Source organism: Mesorhizobium sp. M7A.F.Ca.CA.001.04.2.1 (genome assembly GCF_003998485.1).
Classification (GTDB): Bacteria; Pseudomonadota; Alphaproteobacteria; order Rhizobiales; family Rhizobiaceae; genus Mesorhizobium; species Mesorhizobium ciceri.
The window spans coordinates 1-14,854 of sequence record NZ_RZQT01000061.1 but is presented as its reverse complement, the minus strand read 5'-3'; the positions used below and the strand labels follow the sequence as shown (position 1 = coordinate 14,854).

At 60.5% G+C, this 14,854-nt stretch carries 14 protein-coding genes; 1 reads left to right on the top strand and 13 read right to left on the bottom strand.

Annotation, left to right across the window (positions count from 1 at the left end; all coding sequences use genetic code 11):
* Positions 1–56: 56 nt before the first annotated feature.
* The 10 genes from EN955_RS19755 to EN955_RS19710 all read right to left on the bottom strand — a co-directional run bounded on the left by EN955_RS19755 (position 57) and on the right by EN955_RS19710 (position 10,658).
* Positions 57–674, bottom strand: a complete 618-nt coding sequence (locus EN955_RS19755; protein ID WP_024502869.1) for a hypothetical protein — start codon at positions 672–674, stop codon at positions 57–59.
* 714 nt (positions 675–1,388) lie between these two features.
* On the bottom strand, positions 1,389–1,544 hold the full coding sequence (gene ccoS, locus EN955_RS19750) for a cbb3-type cytochrome oxidase assembly protein CcoS (RefSeq protein ID WP_081714250.1): 156 nt from the start codon (positions 1,542–1,544) through the stop codon (positions 1,389–1,391).
* 5 nt (positions 1,545–1,549) lie between these two features.
* Positions 1,550–3,829, bottom strand: coding sequence for a cation-translocating P-type ATPase (locus tag EN955_RS19745; protein WP_024502868.1), 2,280 nt, complete (start codon positions 3,827–3,829; stop codon positions 1,550–1,552).
* The gene (locus EN955_RS19740; RefSeq protein WP_024502867.1) at positions 3,826–4,323 is read right to left on the bottom strand and encodes a FixH family protein; all 498 of its coding nucleotides are present in this window, start codon (positions 4,321–4,323) and stop codon (positions 3,826–3,828) included. Before EN955_RS19740 ends, EN955_RS19745 begins: the two co-directional genes overlap by 4 nt.
* Entirely contained in the window at positions 4,320–5,879 is a 1,560-nt protein-coding gene (gene ccoG, locus EN955_RS19735; protein WP_024502866.1) for a cytochrome c oxidase accessory protein CcoG, read from the bottom strand. The genes EN955_RS19740 and ccoG overlap by 4 nt, the downstream gene beginning before the upstream one ends.
* A 166-nt stretch (positions 5,880–6,045) precedes the next feature.
* Positions 6,046–6,909: a cytochrome-c oxidase, cbb3-type subunit III gene (gene ccoP, locus EN955_RS19730; RefSeq protein WP_024502865.1), complete on the bottom strand. Its 864-nt coding sequence runs from the start codon at positions 6,907–6,909 to the stop codon at positions 6,046–6,048.
* A 2-nt stretch (positions 6,910–6,911) separates the two neighbouring features.
* A complete protein-coding gene (locus EN955_RS19725; protein WP_024502864.1) occupies positions 6,912–7,061 on the bottom strand; it encodes a cbb3-type cytochrome c oxidase subunit 3 in 150 nt (49 codons plus the stop codon).
* A gap of 11 nt (positions 7,062–7,072) precedes the next feature.
* Positions 7,073–7,804, bottom strand: a complete 732-nt coding sequence (gene ccoO, locus EN955_RS19720) for a cytochrome-c oxidase, cbb3-type subunit II (RefSeq protein ID WP_024502863.1) — start codon at positions 7,802–7,804, stop codon at positions 7,073–7,075.
* Positions 7,804–9,423, bottom strand: coding sequence for a cytochrome-c oxidase, cbb3-type subunit I (ccoN, locus tag EN955_RS19715; protein ID WP_024502862.1), 1,620 nt, complete (start codon positions 9,421–9,423; stop codon positions 7,804–7,806). Before ccoN ends, ccoO begins: the two co-directional genes overlap by 1 nt.
* A gap of 491 nt (positions 9,424–9,914) precedes the next feature.
* The gene (locus tag EN955_RS19710; protein WP_024502861.1) at positions 9,915–10,658 is read right to left on the bottom strand and encodes a Crp/Fnr family transcriptional regulator; all 744 of its coding nucleotides are present in this window, start codon (positions 10,656–10,658) and stop codon (positions 9,915–9,917) included.
* A gap of 152 nt (positions 10,659–10,810) precedes the next feature.
* Between EN955_RS19710 and hemN the strand changes: the two genes are divergently transcribed.
* Positions 10,811–12,160 carry an oxygen-independent coproporphyrinogen III oxidase gene (gene hemN / locus EN955_RS19705; protein WP_024502860.1) on the top strand — a complete coding sequence of 450 codons (1,350 nt, stop codon included), beginning with the start codon at positions 10,811–10,813 and terminating at the stop codon, positions 12,158–12,160.
* Positions 12,161–12,389: 229 nt separating this feature from the next.
* On the opposite strand, the gene EN955_RS19700 is transcribed toward hemN, so the two are convergent.
* The 3 genes from EN955_RS19700 to trbG form a co-directional block, all read right to left on the bottom strand.
* Complete coding sequence (locus tag EN955_RS19700) at positions 12,390–12,632, bottom strand: DUF2274 domain-containing protein (RefSeq protein WP_024502859.1); 243 nt, start codon at positions 12,630–12,632, stop codon at positions 12,390–12,392.
* A 12-nt stretch (positions 12,633–12,644) separates the two neighbouring features.
* The gene (locus EN955_RS19695) at positions 12,645–13,859 is read right to left on the bottom strand and encodes a TrbI/VirB10 family protein (protein WP_024502858.1); all 1,215 of its coding nucleotides are present in this window, start codon (positions 13,857–13,859) and stop codon (positions 12,645–12,647) included.
* Positions 13,856–14,854: P-type conjugative transfer protein TrbG (trbG, locus tag EN955_RS19690; RefSeq protein ID WP_245492841.1), on the bottom strand; the 999-nt coding region annotated here is incomplete at its 5' end. The genes EN955_RS19695 and trbG, both read right to left, overlap by 4 nt.

Sequence of the window (14,854 nt, the reverse complement as noted above, 5' to 3'; positions counted from 1 at the left end):
TCAGCGACGGCCGCGCCGCATCGATCGCCACATTCCACCTGGAACCCTTGCGCATACTACTCACGCTCCACGACGTCGAAGCGGGCTCTCTTGCGAGGGTGAGGGTATCGAACGTAGCGCTCTCTCTCGTCATCCCAGCCAAGGTAGCGGAAACTTTTATCCACGACCGCGCATATCTCATCAAGAACCTGCTGCATGGCTTCGATGTCGATGTCCTTGCAATTCAGTCGCCGATAGAGCAAAGCCCACGCGGCGACATAGTCGTCGAAATAGCGCGCGTCACTCGAACCAATGATCAACTTCGGACGGTTGATCGATCTCGAAAACGCACGTCCCAACCCCGATGATGCTCCGCAGCACGTTGACATCACGAGGATCTTCGGCGCTGGATGCGAGCCCTGGAACATTTTTACGAAGTCAGCCCAAAGAAGGCCACTTCGCCCACTGGACGAAGCGATCCCGTCACCATTGCCGTGCCCGGCGATGTGAAGCACGTCGCACTCCGCCTCCATCGCTCGTACTACAGCCTCACCAAATTTCGTTCGGTTCAACGCCATGTGGAGCTCCGCGCGGATGTTGACAGCCTTTAACAAGTGCTGCACGATCGGTCCCTCTTGCCTGTCGGCGAAGTAGTCATTTGCATTGTGGCAGTCGATGATGTGTACGGTGTTCATGGTACTCCAGCCGCTTGTTCGTTCATCGTCGTGACGAGCGGACACCACGCGCGCGGAACCGCGTGACGTGCGCTGGGTTCCGGTACCGTCGCATAGCCTCAAGGCGCGGGCCGGGAATCGGGATGGATCGGCAACGACGCACACAACCCATCAAAGGCGAAAGCTGTTGATCGGCCCCCCTGTCCGCGCAGCCACGCGGATGGTCAGCCAGCAAGCGAGATACACACGACGCCGGTCAGCTAATGGCTGCGCCGTAAGCACAAGGCATGGCCGACCACACGACAGAAAACCCAGAACCGTGAAGGTGCTGATAATGACGACCAATCTTTCCGTAAGTCATGCATTTCTCCGTCGAAGACTGGTCAATAGACCACACCGATGAGTATGACCCTGATCTGGATCAGCCAGACATGACCAATCGGCACTGGCGGTTCACGGTCAGGTGATCGACCGTGACGTTCCACTTTGGAACCCGTGCGCACATTGCCAAGCTCTCGTCCGGCCACGCGAGGTACTCTCGTGGCATCAGCCGCCTCATACTGGGTGCAATGGTAGGCAGTCCTTCGCACGACAGAGGCTTTTCACAAATGTAGTGTGCAGCTTAGGTCAAGATGGTCATGGAGCATGGAGCATGGAGCATGGACAGCTTGTTCCCGACCGAGCCGGCTCGACTGACGAGCGCGATCCGCGCATCTTATGCACAGCGGATTGAAATCAGCGTTCCGGTTTGTCGTCCCGATCAATTAGTATCCGCTCGGCGGCTCCGTCGAGATCTTCGTATTGACCGCTTCGCAATGCCCAGACGAAGCCGGACACACCCAGTGCACCCAGAAAAAGGGCCACTGGTATGAGATAGAGCAACGTCGTCACGAGGATTATGCCGAATAGCTGACTGCGGAGCGTCCGACTTTTTGAATAACTTGCAGCGTCGCATTCGCCCCGAAGCCGTGCAAGCGCAATGCGTTTCCAATAACAAGCACCGATGAGGCAGACATGGCAATCGCCGCTAACAAAGGCGTGGCGTGGCCCAGGATGGCGATCGGCACGGCGACGGCATTGTAGACGATCGCAATCGCGATGTTCTGGCGGATCAGGTGTCCCGCCTTGCGCGAGACGTCCAGCGCGAGAGGCACTGCCAGAAGGCTTTCGCGCAGGAATACGAAGTCGGCGGCATTGCGGCCAATGTCGGCGGCGGTGGCCGGAGCGATCGAGACATGCGCCGCGCTCAGCGCCGGCGTGTCGTTGAGGCCGTCGCCAACCATCAGAACCTTGTGTCCGTCTTTCGCCAGGGTCTCGATGCGCTCGACCTTGCCCGACGGCAGCAGGCACGGAACGAAGTCGTCGACACCCAGCATTCTTGCAACTTCGCCGCAGGCACCTGCGGTATCGCCCGACAGCATTTGCATCGACACCCCAGTATCGTTCAATCGCTTGATCGCCGCCGCCGCGTCGGCGCGCAGCGCATCCTCGAAATCGAAGGTCGCGACAATGAACCCGTCTTTTGTCAGCACCGTTCCGCCATAGCCATGGTTGCCTTCACCACCGGTCCGGGCCTTCCATCCAGCCCATCCGCGTCGACCCAGCCGCCAGATGCTTCCGGCGACAGTGGCTTCGATCCCGAACCCCGGATGCTCTGTGACGGCATCGAATTTGTGTTGCCCGCCAGGAGCGGCAAAGCCGGTTATGGCCTTTGAAAACGGGTGACGCGAGTGCGCGGCCATGTCTGCCGCGATTGCCAGCATGGCCGGATCGATCGACGATGCATTGAGGAGCCGGGGTTGTCCGAGCGTGAGCGTTCCGGTCTTGTCGAACACTGCGTTATCAATCGTCGCCAGGCGCTCCATGGCCGAACCGTCCTTGACCATGATGCCGTTCTCGAACAGACGCCGCGCGGCGACCACCTGAACGATCGGTACGGCGAGGCCGAGCGCGCACGGGCAGGTGATGATCAGAACGGCAATGGCGATGGTTATCGCCCTATGCCAGTCGCCGGTCACCGCCATCCAGCCAAGGAACGTCGCGAAGGCTGTGAGATGAACCACCGGGGCATAGAGCGCTGAAACGCGATCGGCGATCCGGCGATAATGCGCGCGGCCGCCCTCTGCGGCTTCCATGAGCCGAACCATTTCCGCCAGAAACGAATCTTTCGCGGCGGCTGTCGCCTCAATCGTCAGCGGGCCGGTTAGGTTGAGGACACCAGCCTGCACGGCTTCGCCTGCTGCAACGCTTCGAGGCGTGCTCTCGCCCGAGACAAGCGAACAGTCCAGATCCGATGCCCCTTGAATGATTTTGCCGTCGACGGGTATCCTTTCGCCGGCAGCAATCAGCAGCTGCATCCCTGGTTCGATCTCGCCAACCGGCAGATAGTCGCGTGCGCCGTCGCCGCGCAGCACCATGGCGCCACGTGCGGCCAACTGGGACAGGCCTTTCACGGCGATCCGGGCACGTTCGCGCATCACGTGATCCAACGTGCGGCCGATCAACAGGAAGAACAGCAGCGACACCGATGCATCGAAATAAGCATGGTCGCCATGGTTGATCGTCTCATAGAGGCTCATGGCGTAGGCAAGCGACACCCCGACCGCGATCGGCACGTCCATGTTCATGCGGCCGTGGCGCAACGCATTCCAGGCCGAGCGGAAGAAGATGCCGCCGGCGAAGGCGAGTGCAGGGATGGCGATAAGCGCAGAGACCCAGTGGAACAGGTCGCGGGTAGCGCCTTCGGCACCGGACCAGACAGAGACCGAAAGCAGCATGATATTGCCCGCCGCGAACCCGGCAACCGCGACGGCGCGGATCAACTCCGAAAGCGTCCTGTCCTTTTCATCAATCTCGGGGGCGAAGAGATGCGCCTGGTAGCCGAGCCGTCCAAGCGCGGCGACGAACGGTGGAACCTCGTCGCCACGCCAGCGGACCGAGACCCGTTTCGTCGACAGGTTGACGCGGGCGCTCTCGACGCGATCGAGCGTTCCCAACGCCGTCTCGATCGTCTGGATACAAGCTGCGCAATGAACGCTCGGCACCGAAAGATCGGTTTGGCGGAGATCATCGCCAAGCGATCGGCTCGCCAGCCTGATCTCCTGACTAGACGGCAGGACCGACGTGGTGCTGCCCAGATCAAGCGCCATTTCGGCGCCCGGTGCACAACAACTCATTGCAGCGCTCCATGGGAAATCATGATCCTGCGGACGTCGCGATACGGTTTATCCAGACCGGCGTCGGCGTCGACTTCGACAATCCAGACGCCGTCCTTCGGCATGTGCTGGGCTGCGAATTCCTGGCCCGAGGCGGGTGCGAGGGTGACCGACTTGTCCTCCTTCTCGTACGCGGGATGGCGAAACAGCACCTTGACGCCGTGCAGGGGAACCGGCTTGCCAGCGGCATCGGTGAGGCTGTAGCGGACTTCACCCCATGCGATGGTCAGCTTGCCGGTCCAGCCAAGGGCTGCCTGTGCCCGTCCTTCCGTGGCCTTCTTGTTGAATTGCTGGCTCGCCACATAGGTGTTTTCGACGACGAGGCCAGTCCAGCTTGTGCTGGCGAGCGTCGCCATGGTCAAATTGACCGCGATGATCACGCCGAAAAAGGCGAGGATGATGGCCAGCATGTGCCTGCCGGTAAATTCACGAGGCTTTTGTACATTGGCAGTCATCTGGGGGCCTCCGGCGCGTTGAAGGTGGCGGTGTACTCGTTCGATTCGAAGCTGGCTCTGTCCTCGACGCGGAACTTGAAAGTCTGCGCCGGCGCGCGGATCTGGCCCGCGGGCTGGCGCACGAAGACTTTCAGCATTTTCAGGCGGTCGGGTTCGACCGGAATGGCGAATGAGCGGCCTGCCGGGATATCTTCGCCGACCACGCTCATGTCAGCTCCATCCAGGCCTTGGATCGTGACGACGAGCGTCCGCGGCTCCGGGATCATGTTGAGCAGCTTGACGGTATAGCCATTGCGGATGGAGCCGTCGGACAGCGTGACGAACTGAGGATTGCGATCATGCAACACGTTTAGTTCGAGCCGGTCGCGCGTCAGCAGGGAATAGAGCAGGCCGAGGCCGATCAGCGACCACAAGCCCATGTAGACGTAGGTGCGCGGCCGAAAGATCTTGCGGATGTGGAAATGCGCTACCTTGTCGGAGAACAGGCCATCAGCGGTCCTGACCAGCGACGGGTTGACTGAACTGGAGCCGCCCGCGGTTGCCAGCATCATATTGGTGTTGTAGTCGGAGAGCGTCGCGTAGGAGATCAGCCCGCGCTCCTTGCCGAGCTTGTCCATGACGCCGTCACAGGCGTCGATGCAGAGCGCGCAGGTGATGCATTCGAGCTGCTGGCCATCGCGAATGTCGATCCCCATCGGGCAGACCGCGACGCAGGCATTGCAGTCGACGCAGTCGCCGACGGACTGCCCTGCAGCTTGCACCTTCTTCGCATGGCGAGAACGCGGTTCGCCGCGCCAGTCATTGTAGGTGACGGTGAGCGAACTTTCGTCGAGCATGGCCGCCTGGATGCGCGGCCATGGGCACATATAGGTGCAGACCTGTTCTCGCATCAGCCCGCCGAACGTGTAGGTGGTCGCCGTCAGGACGGCGACGGTGATGTAGGCGACGGGCGCCGCGGTGCCGGTGAAGAGTTCGCCGACCAGCGTCGGCGCATCGGCAAAATAGAAGATCCAGGCGCCGCCAGTCGCCGCGCCTATGACGAGCCAGATGGTGTGCTTGAACACGCGCAGCATGAGCTTGCGCGCGGTCCAGGGACCTGCATCGAGCTTCATGCGGGCGTTACGGTCCCCCTCGATCGCACGTTCGACGACGAGGAACAGATCGACCCACACCGTCTGAGGGCATGCATAGCCGCACCAGGCACGGCCGACAGTCGAGGTGATCAGGAAAAGACCGACGCCCGCCATGACCAGGAGGCCGGCCACATAGAAGAATTCCTGGGGCCATATCTCGATGAAGAAGAAGTAGAAGCGCCGGTTCGCGAGATCGAGCAGGACTGCCTGGTCCGGGGCAAATGGACCGCGAGCCCAAGGCAGCCACGCAGCCAGGTAATAGATGCCAAGTGTGATCGTCATCACCAGCCATTTGAAGCGACGAAAGTTGCCCGAGGCGCGCTTCGGAAAGATCTTTTGACGCGCGGCATAAAGCGGCTTGCGGGTTTTGGCGGAATTGACAGTTTCTGTTTCGAGCCCTGTCAACTGCGTCTTGTCACGCATGTGCAACTCCACTTTCCCAGCCGATGTCAGGGGCACCTGTCGTAAAGCCTCGCCGTAGGATAGCCTTGCCGGGTTGTGCAGATCGCATTAGGGATGGTGTCGAGGCCCGGCTCACGCCAGGCCTCGTCCGCTTGGCAGGGGGGACCGAAGAATAGGGCTTCCATTCCTATTCTCCGCCGCCAAGCGAATGGACATAAACTGCAAGTTCCTTGACCTTGATCTCGCCGAGACGGCCAACCCAGGCCGGCATGACGCCCTGTTTTGGCGCACGGACCTGTGCGGCGATGGCTGTCTCACCGGATCCATAGAGCCAGATCGCATCGGTCAGGTCGGGGGCGCCGAATTCCCTGTTGCCTTTTGCATTGTCGCCGTGACAGGCCACGCAATTCTCGGCAAAGACCTTGGCGCCGGGTTGGATCAGACTTGCATCGCGGACCTTGCCGGAAAGGCTGGCCACGTAGGCGCTGACTTGTGCGATCTGGTCGGCGGTAATGATGTCGCCGAAGGCCGGCATTTCCGACAGCCGCGTTTCCGCATCAGTCGCAAAGCGGATGCCGTGCGTAATCGTCTGCTGGATCTGCTCGGCCTTGCCGCCCCATAGCCAGTCGTCGTCGTTGAGATTGGGAAAGCCCTTGGAACCCTGGGCGCCGGAGCCGTGACATTGTACGCAATTGACCTTGAAAGCGGCGCCACCGGCGGCGATTGCGAATTCGCGCAGGCCGTCGTCCGCGGCGATTTCCGAGACGCTCTTGGACTCCACCGCCGAGATATATTTGCCCTTGGCGGCCTCAGCCGCGGTCAGCTCGTTCCTGACCTCGTTGCGGCTGGAATAGCCGAGCACACCCGTTGTCGCCGAGTGCAACAGAGGCCATGCTGGATAGGCAATGGTGTAGCCTATCGCCCAGACAATGGTGACGTAAAAAGTGATGACCCACCATCTGGGAAGCGGGTTGTTCAGCTCCCGGATACCATCCCATTCGTGGCCGGTGGTCGAGACGCCAGAGATTTCATCGATATGCTCGTCGCTCATGATCACTCGTCCTCGAGCGGAATGCGGGCCGCTTCGTCGGCCAGCCTTCGGCTGCCGGGGCGTAGGGCAAAGGCGATGCACCCCACGAAGAACAGCGCCATCGCAACCAGGCCCCAGCTGTCGGCAAACGCCCGCATCAAATTGTAGGTCATCAGCGTTCTCCTCAGCGGTAGCCGGCGGCTTCGTCGTAATTTTTGAAGTCGACCAGTGTGCCAAGCATCTGCAGGTAGGCGAGCAGGGCATCCATTTCGGTGACCTGTTGCGGGTTGCCGTCGAAGTCGCCGATCTTGGCTTTTGGGTAACGCGCCTCAAGGCCTGATGTGTCGGCATTGGGATCGGCCTGCGCCCCCAGATCCGCATTGGCGTGGGCGATCATGTCATCCGTGTAAGGGACGGCTACAAGCCTGTTGGCGACCAGATGCGTCGAGAAATCCTTCACGTCGATCGGCGTGTCTTTCAGGAACCCATAGCTCGGCATGATCGATTCCGGCACCACCGAGCGCGGGTCGGTAAGATGCGCGACATGCCATGCATTCGAGTAGCGGTCGCCAACTCTGGCGAGATCCGGCCCGGTGCGCTTCGATCCCCACTGGAAGGGGTGATCGTACATGGACTCGGCAGCCAGGCTGTAGTGGCCATAGCGCTCAACTTCGTCGCGGAACGGCCTGATCATCTGGCTATGACAGAGGTAGCAGCCCTCGCGCATATAGATGTTGCGCCCGACAAGTTCGAGCGGCGAATAGGGGCGCATGCCTTCCACCTTCTCGATCGTATTGTCGAGATAGAAGAGAGGCGCGATCTCGACGATGCCGCCGACCGTCACCACGAGCAGCGAGCCAACGAGAAGAAGCGTGGCGTTCTTCTCGATGATTGCGTGTTTGTCCATCAAGCCCATTACCTGGCTCCTGATCGCGCAGGTCGGATGGCGACGGGGCTCGGCATCGGCTCCTCCTCGCGCTGGTGGCCGAGGATGGTCCTGGTGATGTTCCAGGCCATGATCAGGGCGCCGGAGAGGTACATGGCGCCGCCGATGGCGCGCATGACATAGTAGGGGTGCATGGCGGCGACGGTTTCGGCGAAGGAGTAGACGAGGAAGCCCTGCTCGCCATATTCGCGCCACATCAGGCCCTGCATGATGCCGGACACCCACATCACCGCGGCGTAGACGACGATCCCGAGTGTCGCCAGCCAGAAGTGCCAGGTGACGAGCCTCAGCGAGTAGAGCCGTTGACGGTTCCAGAGCTTCGGGACCATGTAGTAGATCGCGCCGAACGAGATCATGCCGACCCAGCCGAGCGCACCCGAATGGACGTGCCCGATGGTCCAGTCGGTATAATGCGACAGCGAATTGACCGCCCGGATCGCCATGATGGGGCCTTCGAAGGTCGACATGCCATAGAAGGCGACGGCCATCACCATCATGCGTATGATCGGATCGGTGCGCAGCTTGTCCCAGGCGCCGGACAGCGTCATCAGGCCGTTGATCATGCCGCCCCAGGACGGCATCCACAGCATGATCGAGAACACCATGCCGAGCGTCTGCGCCCAATCGGGCAAGGCGGTGTAGTGCAGGTGATGCGGCCCGGCCCAGATGTAGAGAAAGATGATAGCCCAGAAATGGACGATCGACAGCCGGTACGAATAGACTGGCCGGTTCGCCTGCTTGGGCACGAAATAATACATCATGCCGAGGAAGCCGGCGGTGAGAAAGAAGCCGACCGCGTTGTGGCCGTACCACCATTGCGTCAAGGCGTCCTGGACCCCTGAAAAGGCGGAGTAGCTCTTGGAGCCCAGGAACGAGACTGGTATGGACAGGTTGTTGACCACATGCAGCATCGCGATGGTCACGATGAACGACAGGTAGAACCAGTTGGCCACGTAGATATGCGGTTCCTTGCGCTTCAGGATCGTGCCAAGGAACAGAATGAGGTAGGCGACCCAGACGATGGTCAGCCAGACATCCACATACCATTCGGGTTCGGCGTACTCGCGGCCCTCGGTGATGCCGAGCAGGTAGCCGGTCGCGGCCATGACGATGAAAAGCTGGTAGCCCCAGAAGACGAACCAGGCGAGATCACGGCCGAAGAGGCGCGCGCGGCAGGTGCGCTGCACGACATACAGAGACGTGCAAAGCAGCGCGTTGCCGCCGAAGGCGAAAACGACACCGGATGTGTGCAACGGCCGCAAACGACCGAAATTGAACCAGGGCTGGATGTTGAGATCGGGGTAGGCGAGCTGCAGCGCGATCACCACGCCGACCAGCATGCCGACGACACCCCAGAACACGGTGGCGATCGCGCCGTAGCGGATCGGACCATCCATGTAAGCGGATGGGTCAATCGGAGCTGCTGGCCTGAACTCCGTGTTGCGCAACAGGATCGCAGTGAAACCAGCCACTGCGAAGAACAACACCCACATGTGTCGGCGGAAAGGTTCATCCACGCCGAAGCCGGCGGCCACCAGGGCCGCAAAAGCGAACACGCTTAGAAGGACGATCTCTGTGCCGAATTTCATTGCAGATCCCGATCTCGAATCTGGTGGATGCCAAATCCGCAGCGCACTAATCGCGCAGCCGCCGCCCCCTCGCCCTGATCTATGTCAGGCCGCACGATTTTGTGCGGCGCAATCAGCAGGTGGCGAATGAACGAGGAACGCAGCGCGGGCTCACCCCCTCATGGAAGGCGTTCCCTGGGTTGGGCGGGCGCAGACGCGATCGCTGAGGCGAAAGCTGAGGCTCTGCGCGCGTTGGATGCTATTGCCGATGCCCTGCCAAACGTTGTTCGGATCCCATTGGAAACGAACGCGATCGTTCCGCCGAGCCGTGGCAGATTAAGGACCATGCTTCGCCGGTATGTGCCGAAACACACCTGGCGATTGGTCACGTTCCTATCAAAGGCCGAAAGCTGTTTGTCTCGACCGTGACGCCGCTTCGTCGAAGGCGCGGCGACATCGCATTAAAAGGCAAACACGGCCCGCCCCGGAGTCATGCGACATGGCCTCGCCGCTTAGGGCCGCTCGCGTCCGCCGCCACAGCGCTTCTCCAGACGGCTTATGCTGTCCACCGTCACATGGCGTGCGTTCTCAATCCGAATCACCCCGTCAGCCCGCAATCGCGTCAGTTGGCGGCTCACGGTCTCGCTGGTGATTCCAAGGAAATCAGACATTTCGGCACGCGTCAGCGGCAGATCGAAGGAGGCCGACCCGGAAGCCGCATCGAGACTGGAATCGATATTCCGGGCCATCATGAGGAGAAAAGTCGCCACCTTTTCCGGAGCTGTCTTGCGCCCCAGCGTCACCATCCACTCGCGCGCCTCATCGAGTTCATTCAGCGTCTGTTTGAGCAGGCGATGCTCGAATTCCCGTGACGCCTTCATCATCCGTTCGACGGCCGCTCGCGGAAACGAACACAGCGTGACTGCTGTTGCCGCTTCCGCATTGATCGAGCTTTCCTCCTTGAAAGGACGTCCCAGAAAATCCGGTGCAAACTGGAGACCGACGATCTGCTGGCGCCCATCCGACAGGCTCTTTGATAGCTTTACCACGCCTGAAAGCACGTTGGAGTAGCTGTCGACGTTCTGTGCCTCGCCGGTCAACTCCATTCCTGACTCGATCCGGCGACGCGAGCAAGTCTTGGCGAGCCCAACCAAATTGTCTGGATCGAGCGCACCGCAGACACCGCGACGCCGTGCCTCGCAAGGGAAGCAAAGAACAGGAATGCCGGAACTATGAATGTCTTGCCGAAAGGTCATGCGTTCGCCTTACCCGATCCTAACTGCCGGCAGGATACCCATCCAGGGTAGAGAAATCCTGCGGCGGTTTGTCCATGAGCGCGGCTGATCGAGATCAGGGTCTGCTTCAGCGATGCGTGCAGTGTTCCGGCGGGCAACACGGTGAACGCGAGATGCAATCGGAAATAGCTGTCAAACTCAGCGAGAACGTCCCACGCTACACCAGCTATCCGACGGCGCCGCATTTCCATTCGGGGATCGATGCTGCCATTTACCGTGGCTGGTTGGAGACGCTGGAAAGCGGCGACGAAATCTCGCTGTACCTGCACATTCCTTACTGCGACAAGCTCTGCTGGTTCTGCGCCTGCCACACCAAGCAGACGCACCAATATGAGCCGGTGGCCGCTTATCTGCGCTCGCTGAATGCCGAAATCGTCACGATTGCCGGTCTGGTGAGCGGCAAGGCACATGTCCGTGCAATCCACTTCGGTGGCGGTTCGCCAACTATTCTGAGGCCCGATGATATGGTTGCTCTTGGAGCGGCCTTGCGGGACAGCTTCGACCTTCTCCCGGATGCTACGGTCAGCATCGAAATCGAAACCAACGACATGGACAAGGCGCGCCTTGATGCACTTGCTCAAATCGGCGTAACGCGGGCGAGCCTCGGCGTGCAGGATTTCGATCCGCAAGTGCAAAAAGCAATTAATCGTGAGCAGAGTTTTTTGCAGACCAAGGCAGTCGTCGACGGGGTTCGTTCGCGGGGCGTCGAATCGGTCAATCTGGACCTGCTCTACGGGCTCCCGAATCAGACACGCGAGACGATCTGTTCCACGGTGGCGCAGGCACTGACCTTGGAGCCAGACCGGATGGCCCTGTTCGGCTACGCACATGTGCCCTGGTTCAAGAAGCATCAGACGATGATCGACGAGGCATGGCTGCCGAGTCCCACTGAGCGTTTCGCCCAATCTCAACTCGCGGCGCGGGCAATTGTCGCCAAGGGATATGAGGCAATAGGACTCGATCATTTCGCGAAGCCCGACGATGCGCTGGCCATAGCGGCCCGCGCAGGGGTTTTGCATCGCAATTTTCAGGGCTACACTGAGGATCGCTGCCCGACACTCATCGGACTTGGCCCTTCGTCCATCGGTCGTTTTCGCCAAGGCTACGTGCAGAACATGGCTTCGACTTCCGGGTACGGGCGCATGGTTGCGGATGGCGGGTTGGCTGCCGTGCGCGGCGTTGCCCTTTCCGACGACGATCGCGTCCGTGGCTGGATCATCGAGCGGCTGATGTGTGATTTTGCCTTCTCGGCAGTCGACCTGGTGGAGCGGTTCGGCAAAGCCGGCGAGCAGCTCCTTCATCGCTCGAGGTCCATCGCACTCCACGATCCTGCCCGAGCGCTTGAATTCGATGGTGACAGTTTCCTCGTACGGACTGAAAGTCGCCCCTTCATTCGAACCATCGCGGCCAAGTTCGATACATATTTCAAAGGGGGAACGGCGAGGCACTCGGTGGCGGTCTGAGCAAAGCACAGTGCGCTCGCCGTTTGGTCGATCGGCGAACCAGCTGCGTTCGTTTTGACCGCTCATAGCCGACTACCGCATCAAAATCGAAAATGCAAACTTAGGCTGTTGCGCGGTATCTCCTTCCACATCCACTCTTGCGCATACCTGCATTTCAAGGTGTTTGATCCTATGCTTCGCAGGTAGGTCGCGACAGCTAGGCAATGTTCCAGCTGCCCTAGCGGAGGAGTCACGATTTTCCGGCAAGCTCCGTCGGCAGACGTTCTTTTCTGGCCTTGGCAAAGGCTCGGTCGCCTTCCAGAAACGCCGCCAGCATGAAAGGGATGAGTTCTGCCACGGTTTCAGACTGACCATAGGTCTGACGGTAAAGTGCAGCATACTCCTTGAGTGTTTGGCTCAGCTCCGCGCTGACGGTAATGGTGATCTTCGAAGCTGTTCGGTCCGGAAGTTTTCCAAGTTTCAGGTCAGCCATGATAACTCCTGCTCAACTGGCGTATGGCCGCAGCACGATGTCCTTGTGCACGATGACGCGCAGTGGCCAACCTGGGCGGACGACGATGGTGGGCTGGATATTGAGGTTTTTTTCGGTGATGCGCTGGCCGGCTCGACTGGCGTTCTGCTGGGCTGATTCCCGGATCGCCTTGACCAGATCGCTCTCGTTTTCGCCGAGGCTGAATTCTGTGCCGACACCGAGCAATGTGGCAAGCGCCACTCCCTTGATCATCTGCCAAGTGTGGAAATCGACTTTGTCTTCCAGCCCTGCGTAGCCGGCGGTGTCGCTCGCGGGCAGATTGTCGATTTCGGCCGACGAGCCGTCGGGCAGCAGAATGCGCTGCCAGACCAGCAGCGCTCGCTTTTGCCCGAACGCGACGACGCTGTCGTAGACGCCGATAAGACGTGAGCCCTGCGGAATCAGCAATATGTTGCCCGTGACCGTGTCGTGCACATTTTCGGTGACTTGCGCGACCACAAGGCCCGGCAAATCGGAATTGATGCCGGTGATCAGGCTGGCGGCAATCACGCTGCCAGCCATCAGTTGATATGGCGAGATCGGCGTCTGAAGCGCATGCGGATTGTAGATCCCGCCAGTGCTCCGCTGGCTGAGAAAATCAAGCTTTCGCTGCTGATTGTTCTGGTCGCCTTCCGCCGCCGCCACCGAGGCTGACGCGCGTCCTGCTTCGGATTGGGGAAGCGCCTCAAATGGATGCTGAGCAGTTTGCACGCTCTCTCCGACATCTGTCTGTTGAGCTCGATTTTCGACGCGGAAAAGCACCCGCGATTCACGCGCTTCGATCGCCTGCTGCGCTAGACGCTGCTCCTCGGCCGAGATGTCTTGGCCCGGCACGATGCCGAGCTGGCGCTGCCGCTCGAGGATGGGGCGGCCGAGGTCGCCCGGCAAAGGTAGCCCAAGGACGGGAGGCTTCGGCTTCATGCCGGAATAGTCATGGGGAAGCGTATCGAGTCCCTCGGCGGTTGGTTTGCGCTGAGTGTTGTAGAGATCTTCCGCCTGATCCCTGATGCGAAGGGCCGGCCCCTGGAGGGCGATCATGGTAACGCCGAAGACAGCGCCGGATCCGAGCGCTGCGATCGCGATGATCACACCGCGCCTGAACCGCACCACGCGGCGGGGAGAGGCCCGAAGCTGCAGTTCCTCGGGATCCAGTTTCGGCGGGATGCCAGAGCGGGAATTTTCGATCATGAGCCCTCACCTCGCCGGCTGCCGCGAAAGAGCGAGATCCGCCGTTGCGGTTGCCTGCCGTCAATCCTGCTGATGCGGATCACCTGCTGCCGCTTGGTGCCGAGGCGAAGTTCGGCCGCGGCGAAGAGCCGATCGACGATGTAATAGTTGCCGCGCACGCGATAGTTGACGAGCTCGCTGCTCCCATCTGCGCCGACGATGAAGAGTGGTGGCGCCTCGCCCTGATCTATGCGACGAGGGAACTCAATATAGACCTTGCTGCCGTCGTCGAAGGCTCGCGTCGGTCTCCAGGGCGGTGTGTCGCCACTGATTGAGTAGCGAAAGCGAAGGTTTTCGAGCGCGATATTCGACGCGACCGGTGTAACTGCCTCGGCTTGAGCATTGCGCTGGCGAAGCGCGATGATCTGGTCTTGGCTGTAGGTCCAGGAGATTGCCGCCATTGCGGTCTTCTCGGTGCTTTGAAGCTGCAAATGATAGGTCCGCCGGTCCGTCGTAATGACTACATTGGTGGCAAGACCCGGCGCGAAGGGTTTTACCAGAACATGGGTGCGCTGATTGTCACCGGTGCCGCTTGCGGTATCGCCAATGACCCAGCGCACGGTGTCGCCAGCCGACACGGCGGTTAGTTTCTCGCCCGGCTGCAGAGCGATGTCGGTCACGCGCTCCGGCGCGGCATAGAGTTGATAAAGCGCGCCATCGGTGAAGGGGTAGACTTGCACTGCATTAACATACCCGTACTTGGTGGGTTGCTGGGTCGCGGCTTTGTTGGCATCAGCGACGCGTTCTTCAGGAGGGCGCTTGTCCTCGGCCTTGCCGGGCTCGGGCTGCATTTGGCCAGGCAGCGGCAGTGGTTTTGGCACCTCGACAATTCTAATCGGCCTCTCCGGCGCTTTTTCGATCGCGGCCGGTTTGAAGTCGGCAGCGTCATAGGAAATCTCAGGCGGCGGCACCTTCTTCGATGCACAAGCGGAAACGACCGCTGCCGACACCGATAG